At 73.6% G+C, this 25,425-nt stretch carries 24 protein-coding genes; 11 read left to right on the top strand and 13 right to left on the bottom strand.

Going from position 1 to position 25,425, the window contains the following annotated elements; all coding sequences use genetic code 11:
• Positions 1 to 14 precede the first annotated feature (14 nt).
• Both KV557_RS09015 and KV557_RS09010 read right to left on the bottom strand, forming a co-directional pair.
• On the bottom strand, positions 15 to 1,370 hold the full coding sequence (locus tag KV557_RS09015) for a class II fumarate hydratase (protein WP_218199380.1): 1,356 nt from the start codon (positions 1,368 to 1,370) through the stop codon (positions 15 to 17).
• 234 nt (positions 1,371 to 1,604) lie between these two features.
• Positions 1,605 to 2,324, bottom strand: coding sequence for a carbon-nitrogen hydrolase family protein (locus KV557_RS09010; protein WP_218199249.1), 720 nt, complete (start codon positions 2,322 to 2,324; stop codon positions 1,605 to 1,607).
• Positions 2,325 to 2,458: 134 nt separating this feature from the next.
• Here KV557_RS09010 and KV557_RS09005 point away from each other — a divergent pair, with 134 nt between their 5' ends.
• Both KV557_RS09005 and KV557_RS09000 read left to right on the top strand, forming a co-directional pair.
• Complete coding sequence (locus tag KV557_RS09005; protein WP_218199248.1) at positions 2,459 to 2,782, top strand: hypothetical protein; 324 nt, start codon at positions 2,459 to 2,461, stop codon at positions 2,780 to 2,782.
• A 318-nt stretch (positions 2,783 to 3,100) separates the two neighbouring features.
• On the top strand, positions 3,101 to 4,876 hold the full coding sequence (locus KV557_RS09000) for a cholesterol oxidase substrate-binding domain-containing protein (RefSeq protein ID WP_218199379.1): 1,776 nt from the start codon (positions 3,101 to 3,103) through the stop codon (positions 4,874 to 4,876).
• A 43-nt stretch (positions 4,877 to 4,919) separates the two neighbouring features.
• Here the strand turns inward: KV557_RS09000 and KV557_RS08995 are convergent, their stop codons facing one another.
• Positions 4,920 to 5,504, bottom strand: coding sequence for a helix-turn-helix domain-containing protein (locus KV557_RS08995; protein ID WP_218199247.1), 585 nt, complete (start codon positions 5,502 to 5,504; stop codon positions 4,920 to 4,922).
• Between the two features lie 80 nt (positions 5,505 to 5,584).
• Between KV557_RS08995 and KV557_RS08990 the strand changes: the two genes are divergently transcribed.
• From KV557_RS08990 to KV557_RS08955, 8 genes are all read left to right on the top strand, one after another.
• Positions 5,585 to 6,388, top strand: a complete 804-nt coding sequence (locus tag KV557_RS08990) for an AzlC family ABC transporter permease (RefSeq protein WP_445156340.1) — start codon at positions 5,585 to 5,587, stop codon at positions 6,386 to 6,388.
• Positions 6,388 to 6,696 (top strand): AzlD domain-containing protein, encoded by a 309-nt coding sequence (locus KV557_RS08985; protein ID WP_218199246.1) that lies wholly within the window; start codon positions 6,388 to 6,390, stop codon positions 6,694 to 6,696. The genes KV557_RS08990 and KV557_RS08985 overlap by 1 nt, the downstream gene beginning before the upstream one ends.
• Positions 6,697 to 6,866: 170 nt before the next feature.
• Entirely contained in the window at positions 6,867 to 8,054 is a 1,188-nt protein-coding gene (locus tag KV557_RS08980) for an acyl-CoA dehydrogenase family protein (RefSeq protein WP_218199245.1), read from the top strand.
• Between the two features lie 79 nt (positions 8,055 to 8,133).
• A complete protein-coding gene (locus tag KV557_RS08975) occupies positions 8,134 to 8,508 on the top strand; it encodes an ADP-ribosylation/crystallin J1 (RefSeq protein ID WP_218199244.1) in 375 nt (124 codons plus the stop codon).
• Positions 8,509 to 8,561: 53 nt separating this feature from the next.
• Entirely contained in the window at positions 8,562 to 9,368 is an 807-nt protein-coding gene (locus KV557_RS08970; RefSeq protein ID WP_218199243.1) for an ATP-grasp domain-containing protein, read from the top strand.
• A 123-nt stretch (positions 9,369 to 9,491) separates the two neighbouring features.
• Complete coding sequence (locus tag KV557_RS08965) at positions 9,492 to 10,370, top strand: alkaline phosphatase family protein (RefSeq protein ID WP_218199242.1); 879 nt, start codon at positions 9,492 to 9,494, stop codon at positions 10,368 to 10,370.
• A gap of 343 nt (positions 10,371 to 10,713) precedes the next feature.
• Complete coding sequence (locus KV557_RS08960) at positions 10,714 to 11,196, top strand: hypothetical protein (protein WP_218199241.1); 483 nt, start codon at positions 10,714 to 10,716, stop codon at positions 11,194 to 11,196.
• Positions 11,197 to 11,319: 123 nt separating this feature from the next.
• Positions 11,320 to 12,654 carry a multidrug effflux MFS transporter gene (locus tag KV557_RS08955; protein ID WP_218199240.1) on the top strand — a complete coding sequence of 445 codons (1,335 nt, stop codon included), beginning with the start codon at positions 11,320 to 11,322 and terminating at the stop codon, positions 12,652 to 12,654.
• Positions 12,655 to 12,767: 113 nt separating this feature from the next.
• Here the strand turns inward: KV557_RS08955 and KV557_RS08950 are convergent, their stop codons facing one another.
• Positions 12,768 to 14,513, bottom strand: a complete 1,746-nt coding sequence (locus KV557_RS08950; protein WP_218199239.1) for a glycosyl hydrolase family 18 protein — start codon at positions 14,511 to 14,513, stop codon at positions 12,768 to 12,770.
• A gap of 428 nt (positions 14,514 to 14,941) precedes the next feature.
• Between KV557_RS08950 and KV557_RS08945 the strand changes: the two genes are divergently transcribed.
• Positions 14,942 to 16,303: a hypothetical protein gene (locus KV557_RS08945; protein ID WP_218199238.1), complete on the top strand. Its 1,362-nt coding sequence runs from the start codon at positions 14,942 to 14,944 to the stop codon at positions 16,301 to 16,303.
• A gap of 101 nt (positions 16,304 to 16,404) precedes the next feature.
• On the opposite strand, the gene KV557_RS08940 is transcribed toward KV557_RS08945, so the two are convergent.
• The 9 genes from KV557_RS08940 to KV557_RS08905 form a co-directional block, all read right to left on the bottom strand.
• On the bottom strand, positions 16,405 to 16,971 hold the full coding sequence (locus KV557_RS08940; protein WP_218199237.1) for a hypothetical protein: 567 nt from the start codon (positions 16,969 to 16,971) through the stop codon (positions 16,405 to 16,407).
• Positions 16,972 to 17,142: 171 nt separating this feature from the next.
• Entirely contained in the window at positions 17,143 to 18,099 is a 957-nt protein-coding gene (locus KV557_RS08935) for an ABC transporter substrate-binding protein (RefSeq protein ID WP_218199236.1), read from the bottom strand.
• A 101-nt stretch (positions 18,100 to 18,200) separates the two neighbouring features.
• Positions 18,201 to 18,878 carry an ABC transporter permease gene (locus KV557_RS08930; RefSeq protein WP_218199235.1) on the bottom strand — a complete coding sequence of 226 codons (678 nt, stop codon included), beginning with the start codon at positions 18,876 to 18,878 and terminating at the stop codon, positions 18,201 to 18,203.
• Positions 18,875 to 19,543: an ABC transporter permease gene (locus tag KV557_RS08925; protein ID WP_218199234.1), complete on the bottom strand. Its 669-nt coding sequence runs from the start codon at positions 19,541 to 19,543 to the stop codon at positions 18,875 to 18,877. Before KV557_RS08925 ends, KV557_RS08930 begins: the two co-directional genes overlap by 4 nt.
• Positions 19,533 to 20,699, bottom strand: a complete 1,167-nt coding sequence (locus KV557_RS08920) for an ABC transporter ATP-binding protein (RefSeq protein WP_218199233.1) — start codon at positions 20,697 to 20,699, stop codon at positions 19,533 to 19,535. The genes KV557_RS08925 and KV557_RS08920 overlap by 11 nt, the downstream gene beginning before the upstream one ends.
• A gap of 327 nt (positions 20,700 to 21,026) precedes the next feature.
• Positions 21,027 to 21,413, bottom strand: coding sequence for a rhodanese-like domain-containing protein (locus KV557_RS08915; RefSeq protein WP_218199232.1), 387 nt, complete (start codon positions 21,411 to 21,413; stop codon positions 21,027 to 21,029).
• Positions 21,407 to 21,931: a cysteine dioxygenase gene (locus tag KV557_RS08910; RefSeq protein WP_218199231.1), complete on the bottom strand. Its 525-nt coding sequence runs from the start codon at positions 21,929 to 21,931 to the stop codon at positions 21,407 to 21,409. The genes KV557_RS08915 and KV557_RS08910 overlap by 7 nt, the downstream gene beginning before the upstream one ends.
• 193 nt (positions 21,932 to 22,124) lie before the next feature.
• Positions 22,125 to 22,202, bottom strand: a complete 78-nt coding sequence (locus KV557_RS44825) for a putative leader peptide (RefSeq protein ID WP_107086570.1) — start codon at positions 22,200 to 22,202, stop codon at positions 22,125 to 22,127.
• A gap of 88 nt (positions 22,203 to 22,290) precedes the next feature.
• A complete protein-coding gene (locus KV557_RS08905) occupies positions 22,291 to 25,380 on the bottom strand; it encodes a hypothetical protein (RefSeq protein ID WP_218199230.1) in 3,090 nt (1,029 codons plus the stop codon).
• Positions 25,381 to 25,425 lie beyond the last annotated feature (45 nt).

Here is a 25,425-nt window from a genome sequence, read left to right as displayed (position 1 = left end):
ACAGCTGTCGGCGACTACGGGTGGGTCATCCGCAGCACGTCCAGCGCCTCGTCAAGCTGCTCCCGGGTGAGCTTGCCCGCCTCCACATAACCGCGCTCCAGTACCACCTGGCGGATCGTCTTGCGCTCGGCCAGCGCCTGCTTGGCCACCTTCGCCGCCTCCTCGTACCCGATGTAGCGGTTCAGCGGGGTGACCACCGACGGCGAGGACTCCGCGTACTCCCGGGCCCGTTCGACGTTCGCGGTGATGCCGTCCACCGTCCGGTCGGCGAGCAGCCGGGCGCTGTTGGCGAGCAGTCGCACCGACTCCAGGACGTTGCGGGCGATCACCGGGAGCATCACGTTCAGCTCGAAGTTGCCGCTCGCGCCGGCCAGTGTGACCGTGGCGTCGTTGCCGACCACCTGCGCCGCGACCATCAGCACCACCTCGGGCAGCACCGGGTTCACCTTGCCCGGCATGATCGACGAACCGGGCTGCAGATCCGGCAGGTTGATCTCGCCGAGGCCGGTGCGCGGGCCCGAGCCCATCCAGCGGAGGTCGTTCGCGATCTTCGTGAACCCGACTGCCACCGTGCGCAGTTGGCCGCTCAGCTCGACCAGGGCGTCGCGCGCGCCCTGCGCCTCGAAGTGGTCCCTGGCCTCGGTCAGCGGCAGGCCGGTGGCGCGGGCCACTTCCTCGATGACGGCGGCCGGGAAGCCGGGCGGGGTGTTGATGCCGGTGCCCACCGCCGTGCCGCCGAGCGGCAGTTCGGCGACCCGGGGGAGCGTCGCCAGCAGCCGCTCCCGCCCGTGCCGCACCTGCGCCGCGTAGCCGCCGAACTCCTGGCCGAGGGTGACGGGCGTGGCGTCCATCAGGTGCGTCCGGCCCGACTTGACCACCTGTGCGAACTCGGCGGCCTTGCGCTCCAGCGCCTCCGCCAGGTGCTCAAGCGCCGGGATCAGGTCGTGGGTGACGGCGGCGGTGGCGGCGATGTGGATCGAGGACGGGAACACGTCGTTGGACGACTGGCTGGCGTTGACGTGGTCGTTCGGGTGGACCGGCCGGCCCAGCCGCTCGGCGGCCAGGGTGGCGATCACCTCGTTCGCGTTCATGTTGGACGAGGTGCCCGAGCCGGTCTGGAAGACGTCCACCGGGAACTCGCCGTCCCAGCGGCCCTCCGCGACCTCCTCGGCCGCCGCCGCGATGGCCGCCGCCGTCTCCTCGTCCAGCACGCCGAGCCGGGCGTTCACCCTCGCCGCCGCCGCCTTGATCCGGGCCAGCGCGGCGATGTGCGCGCGCTCCAGCCGCTGGCCGGACACGGGGAAGTTCTCCACCGCCCGCTGTGTCTGCGCCTGCCACTTGGCGGCGGCCGGTACGCGGACCTCGCCCATCGAGTCGTGCTCGACCCGGTAGTCCCGGCCGTGGCCTTCGCCGCGCTCCTGGCCGTGGTCCTGCTCGTGCTCCTGGCCGTGCCCCTGCTGGTCGCCCATCGCGCGCCGCACCTCCTGAACGGTCTCGAACGGAGGCCCCGAGCGGTCTCCGATCACGTCTCCGACCACGACAGCCGCGCGCGGGCCCCGGGTATTTCCGGGTGTCCGAACAACCACTCGTAGGGGTTACGGGGCCTACGGGAGCCGGGCGGTGACCAGTTCGCCGGGCTCGGTGCCGGCCTGGGCGGCCGGCGCGCCGCCCGGCGCCCAGAAGCCCGATCCGCCCGAGGTCGCCGGGAACTCGCCGCTGGCCCCGGCGGAGGTGGAGAGCACGCTCCACACCCCGTGGGCGGCGGAGCGGTCCCGGAAGTGGCCGTCGCGGCGGGCGGCGGACTCGGGCGCGGCCCCGTACAGGGTGGACGCGACGTAGGCGTCGATGCCGAGCGCGGCGGTCTCCTCGGCGTGCCCGGGGTCGGCGGCGTCCGCGCAGATGGCCAGGCCGAGCCGGACCCCGTCCACCTCCAGGACGACGGGCTTGTCGCCGGCGGCGAAACGGTTCAGCTCGTCCCCGTGCAGGCGCATCTTTCGGTAGGCGACGGACGCGCCCTCGCCGGTGACCGCGAGCGTGGCAATGGACTCGCGCCCGTCCGGCGCCGCCACCGGCGCGCCGACCAGGGCGGTGGCGCCGGTCTCGGCGCAGGCCGCGACCAGCGGCGCGAGGCGGGCGTCTGCCGGGTCGAGGGCGGGCGCGGAGAGGTCGTAGCCGGTCAGCGACAGCTCGGGGAACACCACCAGCCGCGTCCCGGCCTCCCGGACGGCGTCGGCGTGCCGCCCGACGTTGACGGCCACGGTGTCCGGGCGGCCGCCCTCCGCGCAGGCGGGCTGGGCGACGGCGACGGTCAGGGACGCGGGCATGGCGGTGCCTCCGGGGGCGAGGGTGGAAAAGATCAAGGTATGCGGTGGTCCGGGCCGTGGACAAGAGTGGACAACGAGACGAGGGGGCGCTAATCGGGTGGCTGTGCGCCCGTCAGGACGCCACGATGGGCGGCATGACGAGCAACGAAGACGCCACCGCCCGATACGAGGCCATCGCCGACGAACTGGTGCCGCGCGGCGCCCGCCGGAGCCAGATGTTCGGCATGCCCTGCCTGAAGGACGTCAACGGCAAGGCCTTCGCCGGGCTGCACAGGGGCGAGCTGGTCTGCCGGCTCGGCCGGGACTCGGCGGAGCACGCGGAGGCCCTCGCGACGAAGGGCGCGCACCTGTTCGACCCGGCGGACGGCCGGCCGATGAAGGACTGGGTCTGCCTGCCGGGCTCGGCAGCCGGCGAGTGGCAGCGCTACGCGGAGGCCGCCCTGGCCGCGCCGCGCTGAGCCGCTGCTCCGGGAGGCCGGTGGGCGCTTCGGCCGTGATCACTCGTACGAGTGATTGACCGGCTGGAGCGCTTCAAACGGCCGTACGTCTCTTCGTACGCTCCTGCCCGGGCCGGGTGGACACCCGGCGGCGACGAGCGCAGGGGGGCGGGACGGTTGACCACGGGACGGCGCGAGGCAGGCGGGGGCCGGGGTGGCGGAGGGGCCGACGAGGAAGGGGCTCACGGGGGAGGGGCTGATGCGGGAGGGCCGCACGGCGGCGGGCTGACGAGGCGCCGGCTGCTCGGCGCGTCGGCGGCGCTCGGCGCGGGCGCGTGGCTGCTGCGCGGCACGGTCGGCCCGGACAGCGCCGAGGCCGTCACCCCCGTACCGCCCGGGCTGCCCGCCGGTACCGAGCTGTACCAGCGGGTCTTCCAGAACTGGTCCGGCGAGATCTGCACCGACCAGCTGTGGACGTGCGGGCCCCGCACGCCCGAGGAGGTCCCCGCCCTCGCCGACTGGGCGCACGCCAACGGCTGGCGGCTGCGCGCCACCGGCTACCGGCACACCTGGGCCCCGCTCACCGTCGCCAACGGGACGCCCGCCGGCGCCCGCGTCCTCCTGGTGGACACCAGCCGCTACCTCACCGCGATCACCGCCGACTCGCCGACCACGGTCCGCGTCCAGACCGGCGCCACCATGGAGAACCTGCTCGCCCACCTCGCCGGCCGGGGCCTCGGCCTCACCGCCTGCCCGGCCCCCGGCGAGCTCACCGTCGGCGGCGTCCTCGCCATCGGCGGCCACGGCACCGCCGTCCCCGCGGTCGGCGAGACCCGCCCGGACGGGCACGGCTACGGCTCGGTCAGCAACCAGGTCACCCGCCTCACGGCGGTCGTCCTCGACCCGGCCACCGGGCGCTACACCCTGCGCACCTTCGACCGGTCCGAGGCCGACAGCGCGGCGTTCCTGGTCCACCTCGGGCGGGCGTTCCTCACCGAGGTCGTGCTGCGGGCCGGGGCAGACCGGCCGCTGCGCTGCGTCAGCCGCCTCGACATCCCGGCCGGCGAACTCTTCGCCCGCCCGGGGAGTGGCAGCGGCAGCGGCGGCGGGTTGCTCGGGGGCCTGCTCGGCGGCGGTGGCCCGCGCACCTTCGCCGACTTCGTCGACCGCGACGGCCGCGCAGAGGCGATCTGGTTCGCCTACACCGAGTACCCCTGGCTCAAGACGTGGAGCGTCACTCCGGCCAAGCCGCTCGCCGCCCGCGCCGTCGACCAGCCCTACAACTACCCCTTCTCGGACAGCATTCCGGAGCCCGTCGCCCGACTCGCCGGCCAAATCGTCTCCGGCGCCTGGGGATCAGCCCCGCTGTTCGGCCAACTCCAGTACCTCATCGCCAAAGTGGCGCTCACCGGCGACCTCACGGACGTACTCCTCTCCGGTGGACTGCTCCGCGACCTGCTCACCGGCGACCTCGTCACCCACCTGCTCGCCGGCGGACTGCGCTCCGACCTCTGGGGCCCCTCGCGCACCCTGCTGCAGTACGTCCGGCCCACCACCCTGCGGGTCACCGCCAACGGCTACGCGATCCTCGCCAAGCGCGCCGACCTGCAGTGGGTGGTCGGCGAATTCGCCGCCTACTACCGGCAGTTGCTCGCCGACTACCAGGCGCGCGGAGAGTATCCGGTGAACGGCGCGGTGGAGATCCGGGTCACGAGCCTCGACGACCCGGCCCACTCCGGCATCCCCGGCGCCCGGCCGCCGCTGCTCTCCGCGCTGCGCCCGCGCGCCGACCGCCCGGAGTGGGACACCGCCGTCTGGCTCGACGTCCTCGCCTTCCCCGGCACCCCCGGCCTGGAGCGCTTCGCGCGCGACCTGGAGCAGTGGCTGCTGTGCACCTTCGACGGCACTCGGGCGGGGCTGCGCGTCGAGTGGTCCAAGGGCTGGGCCTACACCGCCGACGCGGCCTGGTCCGACCCGGACCTGCTCGGCCGGGTCATCCCCGCGAGCCTGCGCGACGGCGGCGGGCCCGGCTGGGACGAGGCGGTCGCCGTCCTGAACCGGCACGACCCGCACCGGGTGTTCGGAAACGCCTTCCTGGACGGGCTGTTGAAGTAGCTGGTTCTGTGTGGGTACTTCTTGACGATGCGTCAGATGTGCGTCAGATGTGCTCCATCACGATCACTGCCAGGGTGTCCGGGGCGAGCGCGCGGAACACGTGCGGGGCGTCGCCCGGGTAGCTCACATAGTCGCCCGGGCCCAGCTCGACCGGGGCCTCCGTCGGCCCGGCCAGCGCCCGGCCCGCGCCGAGCATCACATGCTCCACCGTGCCGGGCATGTGCGGGTCGGACGCCCGGGTCTCGCCGGGCTGCGCCTCGATCCGGTAGATGTCGCGCCGGGCGTTCGGCGGGCAGGAGGACAGTACGGTGGCCGCGTAGTCGGCCCGCTCGGAGTGCGTGACCGGGCCCTCGCCCGCCCGGATCACCCGCACCGCCGGACGCGGTGGGTCGACCAGTCGGCTGAACGGCACGTTCAGTGCCACACCGAGCGCCCAGAGCGTCTCCACGCTGGGGTTGCCCGCGCCCGACTCCAGCTGCGAGAGCGTCGACTTGGCGATCCCCGCGCGCCGGGCCAGCTCGGCCATCGACAGTCCGCTGCGCTCGCGCTCGCGCCGGATCGACGCGGCGATCAGGCCGATCAGCTCCGTGCCGGAGCCTGCTGGTGGGGTGGGGGTCGGGTCACTCATGCTTGCCACTCGCTTCCTCGCGCCTTCGCGTCTTCTCGCGCCCTTCTGGCGCCTCCGCGGCGCTGCTCATGCTGCCATGTGTGGCGTTCGCGGTGTCGGTCCATTCGTTCGCCTTGACGAACGCAGCCCGCGGGTTCATTCTAATGGACATGCGTTCGTTCCTCCGAACACTGGAGCATGCCACCCTCCGTGACATCGCTCTGGTCTGCCTGGCCGACGCCCTCGTCGGCGCCTCCTTCGGCGCGATCAGCGTCTCTGGCGGCCTGCCCCTGTGGGTGCCGGTCGCCATGTCCCTCCTCGTCTTCGCGGGCGGGTCCCAGTTCGCGGCCGTCGGCGTGGTGCTCTCCGGGGGCGGCGCGCTCGCCGCCGTCGCCACCGGGCTGGTGCTCAACGCCCGACTGCTGCCGTTCGGCTTCACGGTGGCCGACGTGCTCGAAGGGCCGTGGTGGCGGCGGCTGTTCGGCGCGCAGCTCATCACCGACGAGACTGCTGCCTTCGTGCTCCAGCAGGATGATCGGCGGCGTCGCCGGGCCGTGTTCTGGTTGTGCGGGATCGCGCTGTTCGCGGTGTGGAACGTCTCCGTGCTGCTCGGCGCCGTCGCGGGCGGGCTCATCGGCGACACGGACGCGCTCGGCCTCGATGCTGCCTTCCCCGCGGTGCTGCTCGCGCTCGTGCTGCCTTCGCTCACGGACCGTCGCATGCGTACCGCCGCCGTGGTGGGCGCGGTCGTGGCGGTCGTGGCGGTGCCGTATCTGCCGGCCGGGCTGCCGGTGCTGTTCTCCCTCGTCGGGCTGGTGTTCGCAGGGAGGCCCCGGGTGTCGGAGGCCGGGGGCGTCGGGGACGGCGAGAGGGTGCCCAACATCGTGAAGGAGGAAGTCCGTTGATGCCGCTGTATGCCGTGCTGCTGCTGGCCGTCGGGACGTACGCCTACCGTCTCGCCGGGCCGCTCCTCGGGCACCGGCTCGCTCTGTCCGAACGGGTGCGACACCTGCTCACCGTCGCGGCTGCCGTCCTGCTGGTCGCTCTGGTCGCCACCGGCGCGCTGACCCAGGGGCACGGCTTCGCGGGGTGGGCCCGCCCGGCCGGCGTGCTGGTCGCCGGCGTGCTCGCGCTGCGCCGCGCGCCGTTCCCGGTCATCGTCGTCGCGGGCGCGGCGACGACGGCGGTGCTCCGGCTGTGCGGGGTGGGGTGAGCTGCGGGTCGGCGAACAGGTAACAGATGACAGATTTCGAAATCTGTCACCTGTCATCTGCTGGGCGTGCCGCTGGACATGTCGCTTTCCTCACTCGCTCGCGCCCACCCGTCGCCCGGCCGCGTACGCGATACTCGCGGCGTATCCCGCCGAGATTGCAAGGAGCTTCAATGAGGAAGCCGACCCGGATCGACCCGGCCGACCTGCTCGCCGTCGGCGACCTCCTCACCGACGAGGAGCGGCTGATCCGCGACACCGTCCGGAAGTTCACCGACGAGCGGATCCGCCCGCACATCGGCGACTGGTTCGAGCGCGGCGTCTTCCCGGCTCGCGAACTCGCCCCCGAACTCGGCGCCCTCGGCGTGCTCGGCATGCACCTCGACGGCTACGGCTGCACGGGCGCCGGCGCGGTCGCCTACGGCGTCGCCTGCATGGAACTGGAGGCCGCCGACTCCGGGCTGCGCAGCTTCGTCTCGGTGCAGGGCTCGCTCGCGATGCGCTCCATCCACGCCTACGGCTCCGAGGAGCAGAAGCAGCGCTGGCTGCCCGGCATGGCCGCCGGCGAGCTGATCGGCTGCTTCGGCCTCACCGAGCCGGACTTCGGCTCCGACCCGGCCAACATGCGCACCCGGGCGGTGCGCAAGGGCGGCGAGCGCGGCGACTGGGTGCTCTCCGGCAGCAAGATGTGGATCACCAACGGCAGCATCGCGGACGTCGCCGTCGTCTGGGCGCAGACCGAGGAGGGCGTGCGCGGCTTCCTGGTCGAGCGCGGCACCCCCGGCCTGACCGCCACCGACGTGCACGGCAAGCTGTCCCTGCGCGCCTCCGTCACCAGCGAACTCGCCTTCGACGACGTGGTGCTGCCGGCCGACGCCGTGCTGCCCGGGGTCACCGGCCTGCGCGGACCGCTCTCCTCCCTCAACGAGGCCCGCTACGGCATCCTCTGGGGCACCGTCGGCGCCGCCCGCGACTGCTACACCGCCGCCCTCGACTACGCGAAGAGCCGCATCCAGTTCGACCGCCCGATCGCCGGATTCCAGCTGACCCAGCAGAAGCTGGTCGAGATGATGCTGGAGGTCGAGAAGGCGTACCTGGTCGCGCTGCGGATCGGCCGGCTCAAGGACGAGGGCGCGGCCCGTGCGCCGCACATCAGCTTCGGCAAGCTCAACAACGTCCGCGCCGCGCTGGAAATCGCCCGCAGCGCCCGGACCGTCCTCGGCGCCAACGGCATCACCACCGAGTACCCGGTGCTGCGGCACGCCAACAACCTGGAGTCGGTGCTCACCTACGAGGGCACCAGCGAGATCCACACCCTCGTGCTCGGCGAGGCCATCACCGGCGAGTCCGCCTACCGCTGACGGGCCGCAGTCCGTCCGGGGAGTCCGCCGAGGGAAAACCGGTGGCCGGGCCGGCGCGCGCCCGGCTACCGTCCCGATCATGAACAGCCAGGCCACCGACAGCAGCCCGACCACCACCCTCTGGCGCCCCATCGGCCCCGAGGAGCTGGCCCTGGTCGAGGCCGCCGACTGGCGCGCCTGGCCGCCCCGCCTGCCGGAGCAGCCGATCTTCTACCCGGTCCTGAACGAGGACTACGCGATCCGCATCGCCCGCGACTGGAACGTCCCGGCCTCCGGCGTCGGCTACGTCACGCGCTTCGAGGTCGACGCCGCCTTCCTCGCCCGATACCCGGTGCAGCAGGCCGGCGGCCGGACCATCCTCGAACTCTGGGTACCGGCGGAGGAGTTGGACGAGTTCAACCGGCACATCGTCGGCCGGATAGAGGTCGTCCACGAGTTCCGGCCCCAGCCGTGACGGCCCCGGAGGTGGTGCCGGTTCCAGCCGCGACGGCCGCGGCTGCCGCAGCCATGACTGCCGCAGCCGTGACGGCAAGCACCCCGGTCCTTCTGACCTCCGCCCAGGAGACCAGCACCACCACCCTGCTCACCGAGGCCGCCGCCCGGCGCGGCCTCGCCACCGCCGTCCTCACCGGCCCCGCCACCGTCGAACGGCTCACCGGGCGGCCCGTCCACTGGTACGGCGGGCCGCTCACCGCCGCGCGCGTCGCCGCGCCGCTCGGCCTCGCCCTGCTCGAACCCGACGACGACTGGCTCACCCGGCTCCCCGCCGAGTTCACCCGCCGTCGGATCGAACTCACCACCCTCGCCGAGGCGTGGACGCTGCGCCGGCCCGCGTTCGTCAAGCCGCCCGCCGACAAGTCCCTGCCACCCGCCGTCTACCCGGACGGCTCCCGGCTGCCGCGCACCGGCGAGCGGATCGGTCCGGACACGCCCGTCCTGGTCAGCGAGCCGGTCACATTTGCGGCCGAGTACCGGCTGTTCGTCCTCGACGGCGAGGTCCGCACCGGGAGCCGCTACGCCCGCTTCGGCCGTCTCGACCCGGGCCCGCTGACCGCCGAGGCCACCGTCTTCGCCCGGCGCCTGCTCGCCGCCGCCGGCGACACCCTGCCGAGCGCCGTCGCCCTGGACGTCGGCCCGCTCGCCGACCCGTACGACCCGGCCGAGCACTGGGCCGTGGTCGAGGCGAACATGCCGTGGTTCGCGCACTGCTACGCCGCCGACCCCGACGGCGTCCTGGACGTCGTCCTGCGCGCCGCCGGACCGTCCGCCGCCCTCACCCCCGCCGATCGGCGGTTCGCCAGGACAGCTGCCTGACACCTGGCGGACACCACGCGTACGGTGACCGGACACCGGACGGTACGGCGGGCGGTGAAGCATGGCGCGGTCGGCGGCGCCCTCGGCGGGCGCGCCGGGTGTGCACGACCGAAAGGAACCCCCATGTCCACTGCCTCGTGGCCCCGCCCCCGGGTACTCGTCGTCGGGATCGACGGCGTCCGGTACGACTACCTGGAGCGCGTGCCGATGCCGCGGCTCACGGAGGTCGCCGAGGCCGGGTTCCTCGTGCCGGTGACCGTGGCGGACTCCACCCCCACCATGTCCGGGCCCTGCTGGGCCACCATCGTGACCGGCGTCGAGCCCGCCAAGCACGGCGTGTGGGGCAACCACCTGGCCGGCAACCGGCTCGACGTCTTCCCCGACTTCGCCACCCGGCTCAACCGCGGCGACCGCCGCCGCACCTTCGTCGCGGCCGGCTGGGACCCGCTGATGATCAACGAGTCCGGTGGCCCGCTCTTCCGGGCCCCCGGCCGACTGTCCTACATAGCCCCCGCCGAGGACACCCCCGAGGCCTGGGAGGCCGTCGACGAGGAGGTCACCCGCGAGGCCGTCCACGTCCTCGGCACCGCCGACCCGGAGGCCTCCTTCGTCTACCTCGGCGCCGTCGACGAGACCGCCCACTTCCTGGGCTGCGGCGACGAGTACCGCGCCGCGATGCGCACCGCCGACGAACGCCTCGGCCGCCTCCTCGACGCCGTCCGCAGCCGCGCCACCTACGCCGACGAGCAGTGGACCGTCATCGTCGTCACCGACCACGGCCACGTCGACGCCGGCGGCCACGGCGGCCGCACCGTCGAGGAGCGCACCGCCTGGGTCGCCTGCGCCGGGCACGACATCCCGGCCGGCCCGCCCACCGGCGAGATCCGCCACCCCGACGTCGCCGCCCAGGTGTACGCCTCGCTGCTGCGCCCCATCGACCCGCACTGGACCCTCGACGGCCGCCCCTTCCCCGTCTTCCGACCGGTTCCCGCCGCTGTCTGACGGGTGTACGGTGCGGCCGATGCATCCGTGTGCAGCACGCCGGGCTGCGCCTGGGCCGGACCTGAGTGACGCTCTATCGGGGCTCGGGCTACGGTCCGGAGCGGCCCGTAGCCCCGAGGACGGGTGGCGGCACATACCTCTGAAGGTGGAGAAGCCACCCCGTGGGATGGAGGCGTGAGCGCTACCTCGTGGTGACGCTACGACGAGGTGGCGCGGGCCAGGATGGTGACACCGGTCGGCGGACCCCGCGGGCCGGACACGGACAGCGGTATGCACGGCGGTACGGACAGCGGTTCAGACAGCGGTACGGACAGCGGTACGGACACGGAGAGGGCAGGCGGGCATGAAGGGCATCGTGAGCAAGGTCGCGCTCGGAGTCGCGGGCACGGGCATGGCCGTCGCCGTGGCCGCCGTGGTCATCGGCCCACGGGTGTCCGAGTGGTACGACGGGCGCCACCAGGAGCAGGCCTCGTACGCCACCGGCAGCGACGCCAAGGCCGACCGCCGCTCGATACCCACCTGGCTGCCCGACAACGCCGCCTCGGTGCACTACCTGATGTCCACCACCGGCGACGACCGCCTGCTGCGCGCCACCCTCCCGGAGGGCCGGCTGCCCGCCGGGTGCACCACCGGCCTGCCCGGCAAGCGCGCCCACCCGGTGCCGGAGTCGCTCAAGGCCGGCTGGTTCCCGGAGGGCGTCGCCACCAAGGTCAGCGGCACCTGCGGGCACTACAACGTGACGCTCACCGGCAACCAGCTCTTCGCCTGGCAGGACGGCGCCGCCGTCCAGGCGGCCCTGCGCGCGGAGCGGCCGGCCAAGCACTGACGGGGGAGCTGTTCGGGGGGCTCCGGCGGACCCCTGCTGTCGGGACAGGGCGCGGCTGCGATAGGACGGGGCGTGGACAAACCCGTCCCGCGCCCCCGTCCTGTCCGTCCAGCAAGGAGCTCCATGCCTGGCCCTGGCCCGACCGCCGGCCCGTCCGACGACACGTCAGCCACCCCCGACGCCTCGGACGCCTCCGACGCCTCCGTCACCGGCTGGGCCGGCTCCGGCCGGGGCACCGTCGCCGTGCTCGGCGGCCTGGTCGCGCTCGGTCCGCTGACCACCGACCTCTACCTGCCAGGGCTGCCCGCCATCGCCGACGATCTCGTCGCCGAACCGGCCGCCGTCCAACTCACGCTCACCTTCTCGATGTTCGGCGTGGCCGCGGGTCAGCTGCTGTTCGGGCCGCTCAGTGACCGCTTCGGCCGCCGTCCGCCGCTGCTCGTCGGGCTCGTCGTCTACACGCTCGCCAGCGTGGTGTGCGTGATCGCGCCCACCCTGCCGGTGCTGATCGCCGCCCGCTTCGTCCAGGGCGCGGCCGGGGCCGCGGGGCTTGTCATCGGACGGGCCGTCGCCCGGGACCGCTTCCAGGGTGTGGCGATGCTTCGCTTCCTCGCCTCGATCACTCTGATATCGGGGCTGGCGCCGATCCTCGCGCCGATCGTCGGTGCGCAGCTGCTCCAGGTCACCTCGTGGCGCGGCACCTTCGGCGCGCTCACCGCGCTCGGCCTGCTGCTCGTGCTGGCCGCGCTCGGCGCGCTGCGCGAGACGCTGCCGGCGGAGGCCCGGCACGGCGGCGGGTTGGGCGCCACGCTACGGACGATGGGAGGGCTGCTGCGGCACCTGCCGTTCCTCGGGCTGATGCTGACGAGCACGTTCGGGTTCGGGGCGCTGTTCGGTTACATCAGTGGGTCGTCCACGGTGCTGCAGCACGTCTACCACGTGTCGCCGCAGACCTACAGCCTGCTGTTCGGGGTGAACTCGCTGGCCATAGTCGCCATGTCGCAGCTGAACGGCCGGGTGCTCGCGCGCCGGTTCACGTCGGGGGCGCTGATGCTGGGCGGGCTCGGTGGGGCGGTGGCGGCGGGGGTGGCGCTGGTGCTGGTGACGGCGGTGTGGGACCTCGGGCTGGCCGGGGTCTGCCCGGCTCTGTTCGTGCTGATGGGCAGCATGGGCGTGGTGCTGCCGAACTCGGCGGCACAGGCGCTCAGCCTCGTCGAACCGCGGGTGGCCGGGACGGCGTCGGCGCTGCTCGGGACGGGCAACTTCCTGTGCGGGGCGGTGGTCGCGCCGCTGAGCAGTCTCGGCGGGCAGCCGTCCGCGGTGCTGCTGGCGGTGGTGGTGCTGACGTCCGGGGTGCTGGCGGGCGTGGCATACCTGGTGCTGTGCCGGCCGTGGCGGGAGCGGGCGGCGGACGGCGTCGAGGCCGCGCAGGGCGTTGAGGCCGCGGCCGGGAGCTGACGGGCGACAGCGAACAGCTGACAGATAACAGATGTTGAAATCTGTTATCTGTTAGCTGTCATCTGAAACCTGTTACGTGTTAGCCGCCGACGGCCACCCGCCGCCCGCCCCCGTCAGGCGATCGCGAAGTCGTCCCCGTAGACGTTGCCCTGCCCGTACCACCCGTGCAGGTACACGGTGACGGTGCCCGAGGCACCAGTGGTGAAGGGGACGGTCAGCTTGGTCCAGCCGGTGGAGTTGGTCCAGGTGCTCGCGTTGGCCCCGCCGCCGACGCCGAGGTAGGCGTAGTTGCCCTGCACCCAACCGCTCAGCGTGTAGCTGGCGTTGGGCTTCAGGGTGACGGTCTGGGAGCAGTCGCCGGTCTGGCTCTCGGTCGGGGCGGACTGCAACGCGTACGAACCCGAGTGGACCGGGGTGGAGACCACGGCGCCGCCGCTCTGGCAGGTCCACGGCGCGAGGCTGCCGGTCTCCAGGCCGCCGTTGGCGAGGCCGCCGGGCGGCGGGGTGGTGCCGGTGACGGTCAGCGCGTAGGTGGCGGTGTGGGTGCCGGACGGCGCGGTCGCGGTCACGGTGAGCGGGTAGGTGCCCGCTGCAGCCGCCGAGGCAGTGGCGATGTTGAGCGTGGCGCTGCCGCCCGCCGTGACGCTGCCGGGGGTGACGGTCGCGGTCACGCCCGCCGGGGCGCCGCTCACCGACAGGTTGACGCTCTGCGCCGAACCGGCGGTCACGGCCGTGGCGATCGTCGCGGACGCGGACGAACCCGCCGTCACCGTCGCCGAGTTCGGGTTCACAGCCACCGAGAAGTCGTTGGTCACCGGCGAGCCGCTGGTGAACGCCGCGAAGATGTGCGTGAAGTCCCAGGTGCCCTGGCTGATTCCGGAGCAGGCGTCGTTTCCTGCCGTGCCCGGGCAGCCCCCGTTGTCGCGCTGGAGCGCCCAGAACGACAGCGTGTTGATGCCCTTCGACGCCGCCCAGTTGTACACGGTGGTCGCGTTGGCGACGGTGAACGTCTCGGCCGCGCCGTAGTCGTCGATGCCGACCATCTCGGTGATGCCGATCGATCCCCACAGCTGCGCCGGGGTCTTGGCCGGGTAGAGCGCGGCCAGCTGGTTGTACAGGCCCTGCGCGGAGGTCTGGGTGTCGGCCGCCATGTCGTGGGTGGCGCCGTCGTAGTAGTCGAAGGTCATCATGTTGACGACGTCGATCCGCGCGTTGTTGCTGACCGCGTTCTTCAGCACGGCGAGCCCGCCGGCCGCCAGCCCGCTCGTGGTGGTCGGCAGCGTGTAGGAGAACTGGACGGACCGGCCGTTGGCGGCGGCCCAGTCCTGCACCAGCTTGATCGCCTTGTTGCGGCGGTCGATGCCCGCCGTGTTGGTGAGCGAGTTGTCCTCGATGTCGAGGTCGATCCGGCTGATGTCGTACGTGGAGATGACGTTCTCGAAGGCCGCCGCGATCTGGGAGACGTCGGTGCAGCTGTCGGCGATCTCGGCGCCGGTGTTGTCGGCCGTGTAGCCGCCGAAGGAGGGGATCACGTCCCCGCCGTTGGCCCGGATGGTGGCGATGTCGGCGCCGAAGGTGGACGAGGCGACCGGCTTGGCGGTGTCCCCGTTCCAGTACGGGGTGCACGAGCCCTTGGTGGCGGCCTGCAGGAAGGCCATCGTCAGGTGCTTGGCGCCGGACTGCGCGGCCAGGGTGGCGGGGTTCTGGCCGGTCCAGGCCTCGAAGTAGGGGGCGAAGACTCGGCTGGGGAGCGGGGTCGTGGCGTGGGCGGAGCCGGTCCCGGCGGCGACCAGGCCGGCCGAGGCGGCCAGCGTGGCACAGGCCGTCAGGGCCGCCTGGATGGTTCTGCGTAGACGCATGGATTCTCCAACAGGCGTGGTGGGGCAGGACGTTGGGGAGCTGCAGGACGTGCGTGACGTACAGCGGGCCACCCTGGGGCGGCAGGGGCCCACGGACTCGCACGGCGGCGAACGGCGGTGCGGATGCGCGCACGCCGGGCGGGTCGGGGGTGGAGCGGAACAGGGCAGGGCGGTGCCTCAGCCGCCGGTGGTCACACCCCCACAGTGCATCCCGGTCGGATCGACATGCTTATGGTTGGACTAGACCACTTCTCTGTCAATACGCCTGACAGTTCGCCATCGGACGGCCCGGTCGCCGCCGCGTACGACTGGCTCGGCTGCGGCCGGGCAGGGCCGGCAGCAGCGGTCAGGTTATTGGTTTGTAGGTGCCGGGGCCGGTCCGTCATGATCGGACCTTTGACCGACACCACCCCCGGAGGACCACCCCTGTGACGACCCCTTCGCTGGACACCGCCTGGCACCACCTGGAAGCCGGCGACCCGCACGCCGTCCTGCGCGAACTGCGCGGCCTGGCCGACGACGTGCCCGCCGCCCAGGTCGCCTCGCTCGTCCAGCGGCTGGCCGCCGACAGCGGCTTCGACGACCTGGCCGATGCCGCCGGCCGCCTCGCCGCCGGAGCCGGCGGCCCCGTCGCCCTCTACAAGTACGGCTACGCCTGCGTCGAGCGCGGCGTCTCCTACCTCGCCGCCCCCGCCCTCGCCGAGGGGCTCGGCCTGGCCGCCGCCGAGGCCCGCGAGGGCGAGAAGACCAAGCGCGGCCTCTTCGGCCGCAGCAAGCCCCGGCCCGACAGCCGCCTGCCGATCCTCAGCGAACTCGCCACCGCGCTTGAGGACGAGGAGCGGCACGCCGAGGCCGCCGCCGTACTGCGCGAGCACGAGCCGCTGCTGCGCGACTGGCCCGGCCGCTACCTGCTCGCCTACAACGCGCTGATGTCCGGCGACCGGACCACCGCCCGCGCCACCCTCGACCGCCTCTCCGCCCCCGACGACCAGTGGCGGCCCGCCGCCGACCGGGTGCGCCGCGCGCTGGACCGCGCCGACGCCGTCGAAGCCGGAGCCGGAGCCGGATCCGCCGAGGTCGCCACGCTCACGCCGACCCCGCTGAGCCACCAGGACCTGCGCGGCTGGCACTTCGCCCTCACCGGCGGCCTGCTCGCCACCCTCTCCCCGTACGGCTTCGCGGCGGGCATGACCGGCCGCTACGCGTTCCTCCAGGACTCCTACGGGCTGTGCCGGCACGGGCTGGAGCGCCTGCGGCTGGTCCTCGACGCGACCGGCACCCGCCCGCGGTCGGTCTCGCTGCTGCCGGGCCGGGCCGACCGCGCCCTCGGACTGGCCGCGGCGGAACTGTTCGGCCTGCCCGCCGAGTCGTACCGGCCGGGCACCGGGCACACGCTGGTGGTGGCCTACGACCTGAACGACGTCGACGGCATCGGCCACGAGACGCTGGCGGCGCTGCGCGAGCGCGCCACGGGCGAGGTGCTGTACGAGCACGCCACCTGCTGGACCGACACGCCGCCCGTCACCGCGGACGTGAGCGGACTGCTCGGCCAGACCGTCGCCCCGCCGTGGCGGATGCTCGGCGACGAGCCCGACGAGCGGCCCGCCGAGGCGCTGGCGGCCGAGATCGTCGCCGCCGACCCGACCCAGGACGAGGGCGACGGCGACACTCCGCCCGACCCGGACGACGCGCTGACGGCCTTCGCGCGCGTCGCCCGCGAGCACTGGCTGAACGGCCCGCGCGACCGCTGCCGGTCGAGTGGCCCGGTGCCCAGTTCCCGTTTCCGGTAGGGGAGTTGCCGAAAGGTGCCGTGGCCGCGTGCCTGCTGACGGCACACGGCCACGGCCGCCCGGCGCTCAGGACACCGGGCCGTTCGAGGCGCCGCGCAGGGTCAGGCCGGCGGCGGGCAGAGGGTGGCGTGCAGGGCGTCGTTGATCTTCGCGGCCTTGTCGGGGCCGAAGCCCTGCGGGTGGTCGGGGGAGGTGAAGCGCTGGTTGGCCAGGTCGACCAGCTTCGCCTTGTCCTTGGGGAACTGGTACATCGACTGGCACTGGGTGCGTGCGCGGTCCATGGCCTGGTCGGGCTTGCCGCCGACGATCGCCGGGTCGATCGCGTCCAGCGCGGCGACCAGTTTGCCGGTGAGGTCGGCGCCCGGCTTGCCGGGCATTCCGGCGTCGGTGGGTGGCGCAGGCTTGGCAGGCGCGGTCGCACCGGGTGAGCCGGGTGAGCCGGGCACGCCGGGTGAGCCGTCGGCGGGGGCGGGCGTGGAGGCGGGCGCGGACGCCGTCGGGGAGGCGACCGTACCGGACCCGGACGCGGAAGGCGTGCCGGCGGCGGCCGAGGTGGGGGAACCGGCCGCGGCGGTGGACGTGCCGGAGCCTGGTCCGGAGCTGGAGCAGGCAGCGAGGCTCACCGCGGCGAAAGCCGTGAGGGTGGCGGCGAGGAGACGAGTACGCATTGCGCCACACTGTCATGTTCGCGGCGCCGAAGGGAAGATCCCCCGAAGCCCGGAAGATTCCTCCGGGAAACCGGACGGCGGCCCGGGAGGACTTCCTCCCGGGCCGCCGTCCGTTCCTGCCCCAAGGCCGCCGACCGTACGCGCCTACGCCGTACGCGCCCGCGCCGTACGTCAGCCGAGGCCGTTGGACTTCAGCCAGTCCTTGGCCACCGCCGGCGGGTCCTCCTTGTCGACCGCGACGCGCTTCATCAGCGCCGTCAGCCCCGCGGTGTCGAGCTTGGCCGACACCGCGTTGAGCGCGGCGGTTGCGGTGGCGTTCACGCCGGCCTTGTTGACCAGCGGGGTGACGTTCTGCGCGCCGAACACGTTCTTCGGGTCGGCGAGCGGGACGAGCTTGAACTGGACGATCTTCGGGTCGGTGGTGAACACGTTGCCGATCTGGACGGTGCCGTCCTTGAGCGCGTTCGCCGTGGTGTCGGAGGTGGGCTTCCACTCCTTGAAGGTCAGCCCGTAGACGTCCTTGAGCTGCTGCTCGCGCCGGGACTTGAACTCCGGCGGCCCGCCGATGGTGAACTCGCCCGCCTTGGCAGCCAGGCCGGCGATGCTCTTGAGGCCGTACTTGTCGGCGGTCTCCTGGGTGACGCTGAGCGAGTCCTTGTCCTCGGCGGACGAGGAGTCCAGGATTCCGAGCGAGGACGGCAGCGCCTTCGTCAGCGCCGCGTTCACGTCCTCCGTGGTGACGGCGGAGGACTTGGCGTCCAGGTACGCGAGCAGCGAGCCGTTGTACTCGGGCAGGACGGTGAGGTTGCCGCTCTGCAACTGCCCGTACAGCACCTCGCGGCTGCCGATGTTGAACTTCTCCTCGACCTTGACGCCCTTGGCCTTGAGCGCCTGCGAGTAGATCGAGCCGAGCAGCACGTTCTCCGGGAAGTTCGCGGAGCCGACGACGACGGTCGACCCGTCGCCCGCGCCCGCGCTGCTGCCGGACGGGGCGGCAGTTGTGGAGCCCGCCGCCGAGGAGGAGCCGCCGCCGCTGAGCGGGTCCCCACCGGAGGAGCCGCAGGCGGTGGCGCCGAGGGCGAGGGCGGCGAGGGTGCCGAGGACGGCGGCGCGCCTGGTTCTGTGCATTGTCGACATGGTGACAGATGTCCTTCCGGGATGGTGGAGAAGGGAGGTTCAGGTGGGGCCGGCAGATGGGCCCGACACACAGGTCCGGCGCGCAGGCCCCGTCAGCGGGTCCGGCGCTGGGCGCGCACCCCGGGCGGGAGCGCGTACCGGGCGAGCAGGGCGAAGAACAGCTGGGCGCCGATCGCGAGCAGCACCACGAGCACCGCCCCGCCCGCGGTCACCGCGTACTTGCGGGTGGCCAGCCCGTCGAAGACGTACCGGCCCAGGCCGCCGAGCCCGACGTACGCGGCCACCGTGGCGGTCGCGATCACCTGGACGGTGGCCGTCCGGAAGCCCGCCAGCAGGGTCGGCGCCGCGGACGGCAGGCAGACCTGCCACAGCACCTGCGGATGCGTCAGCCCGATGCCGCGCGCCGCGTCCCGGACGTCCGGGTCGGTGCCGCGCACCCCCTCGACGGCCGCGACCAGCAGCGGCGGCGCGGCGAGCGCCACCAGCGGGATCAGCACCGCCGTGTCGTCGACCCTGCCGAGCAGCACCGCCAGCGTGACCAGCCCCAGCGTGGGCAGGGCGCGGGCGAAGCCGGCGATGCCCGTGACGATGGTGACGCCGCGCCCCGTGTAGCCGATCAGCAGCCCGAGCGGGACGGCGATCAGCGCCGCGAACAGCAGCGCCTCGCCGCAGAACACCAGGTGCTCGGAGATCCGGTGCACGATCGAGTCCGGGCCGCTTCGGTGGTCCGGGTCGGAGAAGAAGTCGCTCAGCCAGGAGAGCCAGTTCACCGGCCCGCTCCCTTCTCCCGGACGGCCCACGGCGCGAGCAGCCGCCGGGCGCCGACCAGCGCCAGGTCGACGGCCACTGCGAGCGCGGCGATCAGCACGATGCCGGCCACGATCGGGGTCGGGAAGGTGCGCTGGAACCCGTCCATGAACAGGTAGCCGAGCCCGCCTCGCCCGACCAGCGCGCCGACGCTCGCCAGCGAGATGCTGGACACCGCGGCGACCCGCAGTCCGGCGATCAGGTATGGCAGGGCGGAGGGCAGTTCGACGGCGGTCAGCCGGTGCCACGGCCCGTAGCCCATCGCGGTGGCGGCCTGCCGGACGGCGTCCGGGACGGCGCGCAGCCCGTCCACGATGGTGGGCAGCAGCACGGCGAGCGCGTAGAAGGTGAGCGGGATCATCACGGTGGCCTGTGTGGCGAGCCCGGTGTACGGGATGAGCAGCATGAAGACGGCCACCGCGGGCAGCGCGTAGACGATGTTGAAGACGGCGGCGAGCGGTTGGTAGAGCCGGGGGAAGCGGGCGCAGGCCAGGCCCAGCGGCACGGCCAGCAGTAGGCCGAAGAGCACCGGCAGCAGGGCGATCACGGCGTGGTCGGCGAGCAGGTTGCCGAGGTAGCCGAGGTGGTCGCCGATCCAGTACCAGCGGACGATCGGTTCATCGTCCACCGGTGGCTCCGCCCGTCTGGCCGGTGGCTCGGTCCGTGCTGTCCGGCTCGTCCCCGGTAGCCCCGCCGGTAGCTCCGTCGGTCTCGCCGTCTGTCTCGCTGTCGGTCCCGCCGGTAGCCCCGCCGGGCGCGGCCAGGGCGGTGAGGACGGCCTCGCGGCTCGCCGTGCCGGTGGCCCGGCCGTCGGCGTCCAGGGCGACGGCGACCCCGGCGGGGGAGAGGACGGCGGCGTCCAGCGCGGTGCGCAGGGTGTCGGTGTCGGGCCGGTAGCCGGCGGCCGGGTGCAACTCGGCGGCGACGGCGTCACGGTCGATCCAGCCGATCGGGCGGCGCTCGTCGTCCAGCGCCAACTCCCAGCCGCCGTACCGCAGTCCGTCGTCCACCGGGCGGACGGTGACGGCGCTCGCGGCGCGCAGGCCGAGGCCGCGCAGGCCGCGGTCGCGGCCGAGGAAGGCGGCCACGTCGTCGTCGGCGGGGGCGGTGAGCAGGGTGTGCGGGTCGGCCAGCTGGGCGATCCGGCCCTGCCCGCGCAGCACGACGACCTGGTCGCCGAGCCGCACGGCCTCCTCGATGTCGTGGGTGACGAACAGCACCGTCTTGTGCAGCTCGGACTGGAGCCGCAGCAGCTCGTCCTGGAGCCCGGCGCGCACCACCGGGTCGACGGCGCTGAACGGCTCGTCCATCAGCAGCACGGGCGGGTCGGCGGCGAGGGCGCGGGCCACGCCGACGCGCTGCTGCTGGCCGCCGGAGAGCTGGAACGGGTAGCGCTTGCCGGTCTCGGGTGCGAGCCCGACCAGTTCGAGCAGTTCGGCGGCCCGGGCGCGGGCCTTCTTGCGGTCCCAGCCGAGCAGGTAGGGGACGGTGGCGATGTTGTCGATCACCTTGCGGTGCGGGAAGAGTCCGGCCTGCTGGATCACGTACCCGATGCCGCGGCGGAGCTTGGCGGGTTCCAGCTCGGCGACGTCCGTGCCGTCCAGCAGCACCCGGCCCGAGGTGGGCTCGACCATCCGGTTGACCATGCGCAGGAGGGTGGTCTTGCCGCACCCGGACGGTCCGACCAGGACGGTTATCCGTCCGGTCGGCACGTCCAGGTCGAGGCCCTCGACGGCGATCGTGCCGTCGGGGTGGCGCTTGCCGGCGCCGTCGAATCTGATCACGGGGAGTTTCCTCGTTCGGGCGCCCCCTGGTGGCGGCGCCTGTGTCGGTCTTTCGGTTGTTGGCGGTATGTCGACAAAAGGTGGCGGTGTGGACCGCGATGCCATCTGTCTGATCAACTGCCCGGGCGTTCTTCCGCCCGCGTGGCTGCCCAGCTTCGGACCGGCGGAAACTCCGATCAGCCTATGACCTGCATTATCTCCTGTCCCTGATTTACCATCCGGCACGCGGCGCGGGCGGCGTCCAGCGGGCTTCGAGCCGGCGTCGAGCGGACGTCCAACGGGCATCGAGTGGACGTCCAGCGGGCTGTTCCGGACCCGCTCGGCCGCTCAGCCGCCCTGACGCGTCGCCAGCCCGGCCGCCGCCCAGCCGACGAACCCGCCGTCCAGGTCTGTCGCCCGGTGCAGCCCCAGCTCGCGCAGCGAGGCCGCGGCCAGACTCGACGCGTACCCCTCCGAGCAGACCACGATCACCTCGACGTCGTACCCCGACGCCTCGGGGATCCGGTGACTGCCCGTCGGGTCCAGCCGCCACTCCAGCACGTTGCGCTCGATGATCAGCGAGCCGGGGATCTCCCCCTCCGCCGCCCGCTGCGCCGCCGGACGGATGTCCACCAGCAGCGCACCGTCCAGCTGGGCCTGGTACGCCTCCCGGGCGCGCGGGCGGTACACGCCCTCGCGTGCCCGATCCACCAGGTCGTCGATCGTGGTCACCACTGCTCCGGTCCTTCCTCCGAGGTGCGAACGAGCCCGCCGGCCCGCAGGTCGTAGTGCGCCATCGAGCCCAGCGGCGGCGAGTAGGCGTGCAGGGTTACGGCCGGGCCGGAGGCCGTGTTGCGCACGTCGTGCACATACTCGGGGCCGAAGGCGCGGGCGGTGCCCGCCGGGACCTGTCGGATCAGCAGGCCCTGGTCGGGCCCGCCGAGGGACAGCTCCTCCAACTCGCCGAGGGCGACGGTGAACGCGCCGCGCGAGCCGCCGTGGTCGTGGAAGCCGGTCGACTGGCCGGGCAGCCAGCTGATAAGCCACACCTCGTGGTCGTCGTCGGCCACCAGACGCCGGTACCAGCGCTCTTCGGTGGACAGGCGGACGTGGTGGATCCACTGGTCGGGCTGTTCGGCCAGCTCTCGGACGATCGTGCGCAGGGCGTTCGGCGTGAGTGGCGCACGGGTTTCCTCAGGGGAGGGGACGGTGTCGGCCGTGGCCGGGCGGTCGGGGGCGAGGTCCAGGCTCATGTGGGCGTCCTCGGGTGCGACGGGAACGTCGGGGGATGCGCCCTGGTCCGGGCGGCCGGGGCGGGCACGGGCCGACGGAGCGGCACGGCACGCACGGGTACGCCGGGCTGGGCGGGATCAGAACTGCGGGTGCGGGTGCGCGGCGCGGGCCCTGGCAGACGTCACAGGGCGGAACCGGCGCGGAGAGACAAGGTCAACAGGCACAGATGGAACTTGCCTGGCGTCGCAGATCGACGTGCAGGCGGCAGACCAGAGTGGCGCCGGAGTCCATGCGTCGGATCCTTCCCGACTGAAGCGGCGGGAGTCAAGCCGGACCTGCGGCCTGCTCGCCCCTTGGGCCGGGCCAGGCCGTTCGCCCGTCAGACGCTCACCCCTCGGCCGGGCGCCGTGGAGCCGGGGGAGTCGTGGTCGACGTGGCCGGCCCCGTGCCGGCCGGCCAGGGCCGCCTCGATCACCGGCGCCGCCTGCTCGCCCAGGTAGCGGCCGAGCGCCTGGTAGGCGTCGAACTGCCGGTGGTCGAACCACTGGTCGCTGGTGCCGTCGTTCGGGAACGCCGCGTTGGCCACCGCGTACGAGTGCAGCTCGTACGGCATGGCGGCGGTGAGGACGGCCTGCACGACGACCAGCGTGCTGTGTCGGCCGTCGGCCCCGTCGGTGTCTGTGCCTGGGCCGCCCGATGAACCGTCGAGCGGTACCGGGTAGTTGATGTCCCCGGTGATCACCGCCCGGGCCGAGAGCCGCGCGGACAGCTGCTCCGCCAGCCCGCGCAGCGGTGGCTGCTCGCCCAGCCCCTTGCGGCCGGTGGCCTCCTGCTCGGCGGCGCTGCCGGGGATCAGCACCTCGGGCTCGTGCAGCGTGATGACGATGCCCAACTCCTCGCGCGCCAGGGTGATCGCGGCGGCGAGGTTGGCGGCGTACCCGGAGTCGCCGCTGGCGTCGATGCAGACCGCCGTCCGCACGCCGTGCCGCAGCAGCTCGACCAGGCCCAGGTTCTCGTAGTGGCCGCCGTCGGTGGTCAGCAGGAAACGGTCGTCCATCGGGAACCGCCCGGTCAGCTCGCGCAGTTGGTACGGCAACCGGCGGACGGCCGGCTGTGTCGGGCGGCGCCAGTCCGGCACGCCGGACCAACTGGGTCCCAGCACGGCAGGGTTGGGCAGCCAGGTGCCGAGCCTGGCGTTGGTGACGGCGAACAGCCCCTGGTAGGCCTTGGATTGACGGCCCATGGCCGAGGAGAACGCGGCCCCGGAGACGGCCATCGCCGACTGCACGGTGAGATCCCGGGCGATGTGCCGCCGGGTGCGCCGCTCCAGCAGGTCGGTGCGCGCGTAGCCGACGTCCGGACCGCCCACGTAGTCGTGCGAGAGCGTGAAGGAGACCGCCCGGCGCCCTGGCGGAGTGCGGGCGTCGCCGGACAGGTTCGCCGCCGCCGAGAAGATCACCTGAGGGAAGTCCGGGTGCCGGGCGGCGTAGTGGCTGAGCCAGGTCTGCTCCCGGAAGAAGTCGTACGGCCGGGCCACCACCGCGCCGCCCTCGGCGACCCGCCGGACTGCGAACGCCGAGGCCAGCCGCAGCCGGTAGAACGGGTGCAGGCTCATCCACGTCTGGTCCAGATTGAGCCCGACCGCGCCCAGTACCAGCGGCAGCAGCACCTGGACGGCCGTCGGCCAGGCGTACCCGGTGGCGACGGCCCAGCCCAGCGCGAGCAGCGCCCCCGTCGACAGCGCGGCCAGCGCCGCCCACAGCACGACGTATTGCGGGAGGTCGGCGGTGAGGCCGCCGCCGAGGCGGCCCGCCCCGCGCAGTGCCCCGGTGACGGCGGTCGCGCCCCGGCGGATCGTCCGGCGGTCGCGCCAGAGTATGCCGAGCAGCAGCGCGAGGTAGCTGAGCACGACGGTGAGGCTGAGCCCGGCGCCCGTCAACTGCGGGCCCGCCGCCAGTGCCTGCTGGAACCGGACCGCGCCCCAGGCCAGCCCCGGCACCACGAGCACCCCGACGGCCAGCAGCCCGGCCAGCGCCAGGGCGCCGTGGAACAGCCGGCGGAGCGTGCGCGGCAACAGGGCGTCCCAGCCGAGCGGCGGGAACGCCAGCAGCCAGAGCAGCCAGCACGCGGCGGCGGTGACCAGCAGCGCGGCCAGGGCGACGAGGGCGGGCGTGCGGAACTCCAGCGCGCTCGCCGTGCCAACGCCGCCCGTGCGCAGACCGACCGCCGCCAGGCCGTCCAGACGGGTGAGCGGCACGAGGTGGTAGTACCAGCCGAGCCCGAGGCCGAGCACCAGAACGCCGGCGAGCAGCAGTGTGAACGCCGAGATCAGGCCGCGCAGCAGAGTCCCGAGGGCGACGAGCCACTCGCCCGCGCCGTCGGCGATGTACTTGCTGTGGCGGCGGAGGTGGTCCTCCTCCGGGGAGCCGGGCTCCAGCACGGTGTCGGCCGTCAGACCCGAGACGGCGTGCACGGGGCCGCCCGGCGCGGAGTCGCTGAGCGCGAGCTGCATCGCGCCGACCGCGTAGCCGCCGCCGGAGACGGAGACCAGGTAGCGGGCGCGCTTCAGCCACGGCCGCAACGACTGGAGCGCGCCGAGGGTGACGCAGGCCGAGCGGATGCCGCCGCCCGAGGCGCAGAAGCCGAGTTCGGCGGGTTCGCGGCCCGGAGGCACCCGGGCGCCGTCGTGCCAGCGGGTGTGGGGCTCGGCCGGGTCGCCGGTGAACGGGCCGGCCGGCCAGAGCCCGCCGTGCGCCGTGGCCACCGGCCAGGGCGGGATCAGCGCGGGGCGGTCGGGGGAGCCGCCGTCTCTGTCTCTGTCCTCGGCCCCGCTCCTGTCCGGGGCCTCCGGGCGTACCAGGAGCCCGCGGACGGCCCGGGCGGCGGTGACGGTGAGGACGCCCGCCGTGATCGCCCCGGCGGGCAGGAGCAGCAGCCACTTGACGGTGGCGAGTGCGGCGGCGACGGCGAACGGCGCGTCGGACCCGTCCGGGTGGTCGAGGCCATGGGTGATCAGCGCGTCCGCGCCGAAGCCGCAGCAGGCCGCGAGCAGCCCGGCGCCCCCGGTGGCAAGTGCGGTGAGCCGCCGGCGGGCCCGGCCGAGCACGTACCCGCCGAGCAGGGCGGCGGCCGGCAGCGTCAGGGCGGCGCCGCCGGTGAGCCAGGCGTCGGCCCGCAGTGCGGCCAACTGGTCCTCCACCCGCCCGTCGGCCACGACCGCAGCGGCGGCCCGCGATCCGGCCAGCTGGAGCGCCACCCCGGGTGCGCCCGGGGCGAGATGGCGGAACAGCAGGCCGCCGACGACCGCGGGAAGCAGCGCGCCGAGAGCGAGCAGCAGACCCGCCCACGCGGGCACGGCGGGCGGCCGGACGGAAGGATCGGTGCGCCGCGCCCACGCGAGCAGGCGGCCGAGGCCGCGCTCGGGCGGCGCCCCCGGAGCCGTCGCTCCAGGAGCCGTTGCTGCCGTCATGTCCACCACCCCCTGAGCGAGCCCGTTTCCCGCGGGCGAAGTCGC

It is taken from the genome of Kitasatospora aureofaciens (assembly GCF_019192735.1).
In the GTDB taxonomy this organism is placed as follows: Bacteria; Actinomycetota; Actinomycetes; order Streptomycetales; family Streptomycetaceae; genus Kitasatospora; species Kitasatospora aureofaciens_A.
The sequence above is the reverse complement of the archived record's forward strand: the minus strand, read 5'-3'. Positions and strand labels throughout refer to the sequence as shown.

Bases quoted from the DNA above. Each gene is read 5' to 3' on its own strand.
- KV557_RS09015 (WP_218199380.1), bottom strand. From the start codon at position 1,370: ATGGGCGAGGTCCGCGTACCGGCCGCCGCCAAGTGGCAGGCGCAGACA.
- KV557_RS09010 (WP_218199249.1), bottom strand. From the start codon at position 2,324: ATGCCCGCGTCCCTGACCGTCGCCGTCGCCCAGCCCGCCTGCGCGGAG.
- KV557_RS09005 (WP_218199248.1), top strand. From the start codon at position 2,459: ATGACGAGCAACGAAGACGCCACCGCCCGATACGAGGCCATCGCCGAC.
- KV557_RS08995 (WP_218199247.1), bottom strand. From the start codon at position 5,504: ATGAGTGACCCGACCCCCACCCCACCAGCAGGCTCCGGCACGGAGCTG.
- KV557_RS08985 (WP_218199246.1), top strand. From the start codon at position 6,388: ATGCCGCTGTATGCCGTGCTGCTGCTGGCCGTCGGGACGTACGCCTAC.
- KV557_RS08980 (WP_218199245.1), top strand. From the start codon at position 6,867: ATGAGGAAGCCGACCCGGATCGACCCGGCCGACCTGCTCGCCGTCGGC.
- KV557_RS08975 (WP_218199244.1), top strand. From the start codon at position 8,134: ATGAACAGCCAGGCCACCGACAGCAGCCCGACCACCACCCTCTGGCGC.
- KV557_RS08970 (WP_218199243.1), top strand. From the start codon at position 8,562: ATGACTGCCGCAGCCGTGACGGCAAGCACCCCGGTCCTTCTGACCTCC.
- KV557_RS08965 (WP_218199242.1), top strand. From the start codon at position 9,492: ATGTCCACTGCCTCGTGGCCCCGCCCCCGGGTACTCGTCGTCGGGATC.
- KV557_RS08960 (WP_218199241.1), top strand. From the start codon at position 10,714: ATGAAGGGCATCGTGAGCAAGGTCGCGCTCGGAGTCGCGGGCACGGGC.
- KV557_RS08955 (WP_218199240.1), top strand. From the start codon at position 11,320: ATGCCTGGCCCTGGCCCGACCGCCGGCCCGTCCGACGACACGTCAGCC.
- KV557_RS08950 (WP_218199239.1), bottom strand. From the start codon at position 14,513: ATGCGTCTACGCAGAACCATCCAGGCGGCCCTGACGGCCTGTGCCACG.
- KV557_RS08940 (WP_218199237.1), bottom strand. From the start codon at position 16,971: ATGCGTACTCGTCTCCTCGCCGCCACCCTCACGGCTTTCGCCGCGGTG.
- KV557_RS08935 (WP_218199236.1), bottom strand. From the start codon at position 18,099: ATGCACAGAACCAGGCGCGCCGCCGTCCTCGGCACCCTCGCCGCCCTC.
- KV557_RS08910 (WP_218199231.1), bottom strand. From the start codon at position 21,931: ATGAGCCTGGACCTCGCCCCCGACCGCCCGGCCACGGCCGACACCGTC.
- KV557_RS44825 (WP_107086570.1), bottom strand. From the start codon at position 22,202: ATGGACTCCGGCGCCACTCTGGTCTGCCGCCTGCACGTCGATCTGCGA.
- KV557_RS08905 (WP_218199230.1), bottom strand. From the start codon at position 25,380: ATGACGGCAGCAACGGCTCCTGGAGCGACGGCTCCGGGGGCGCCGCCC.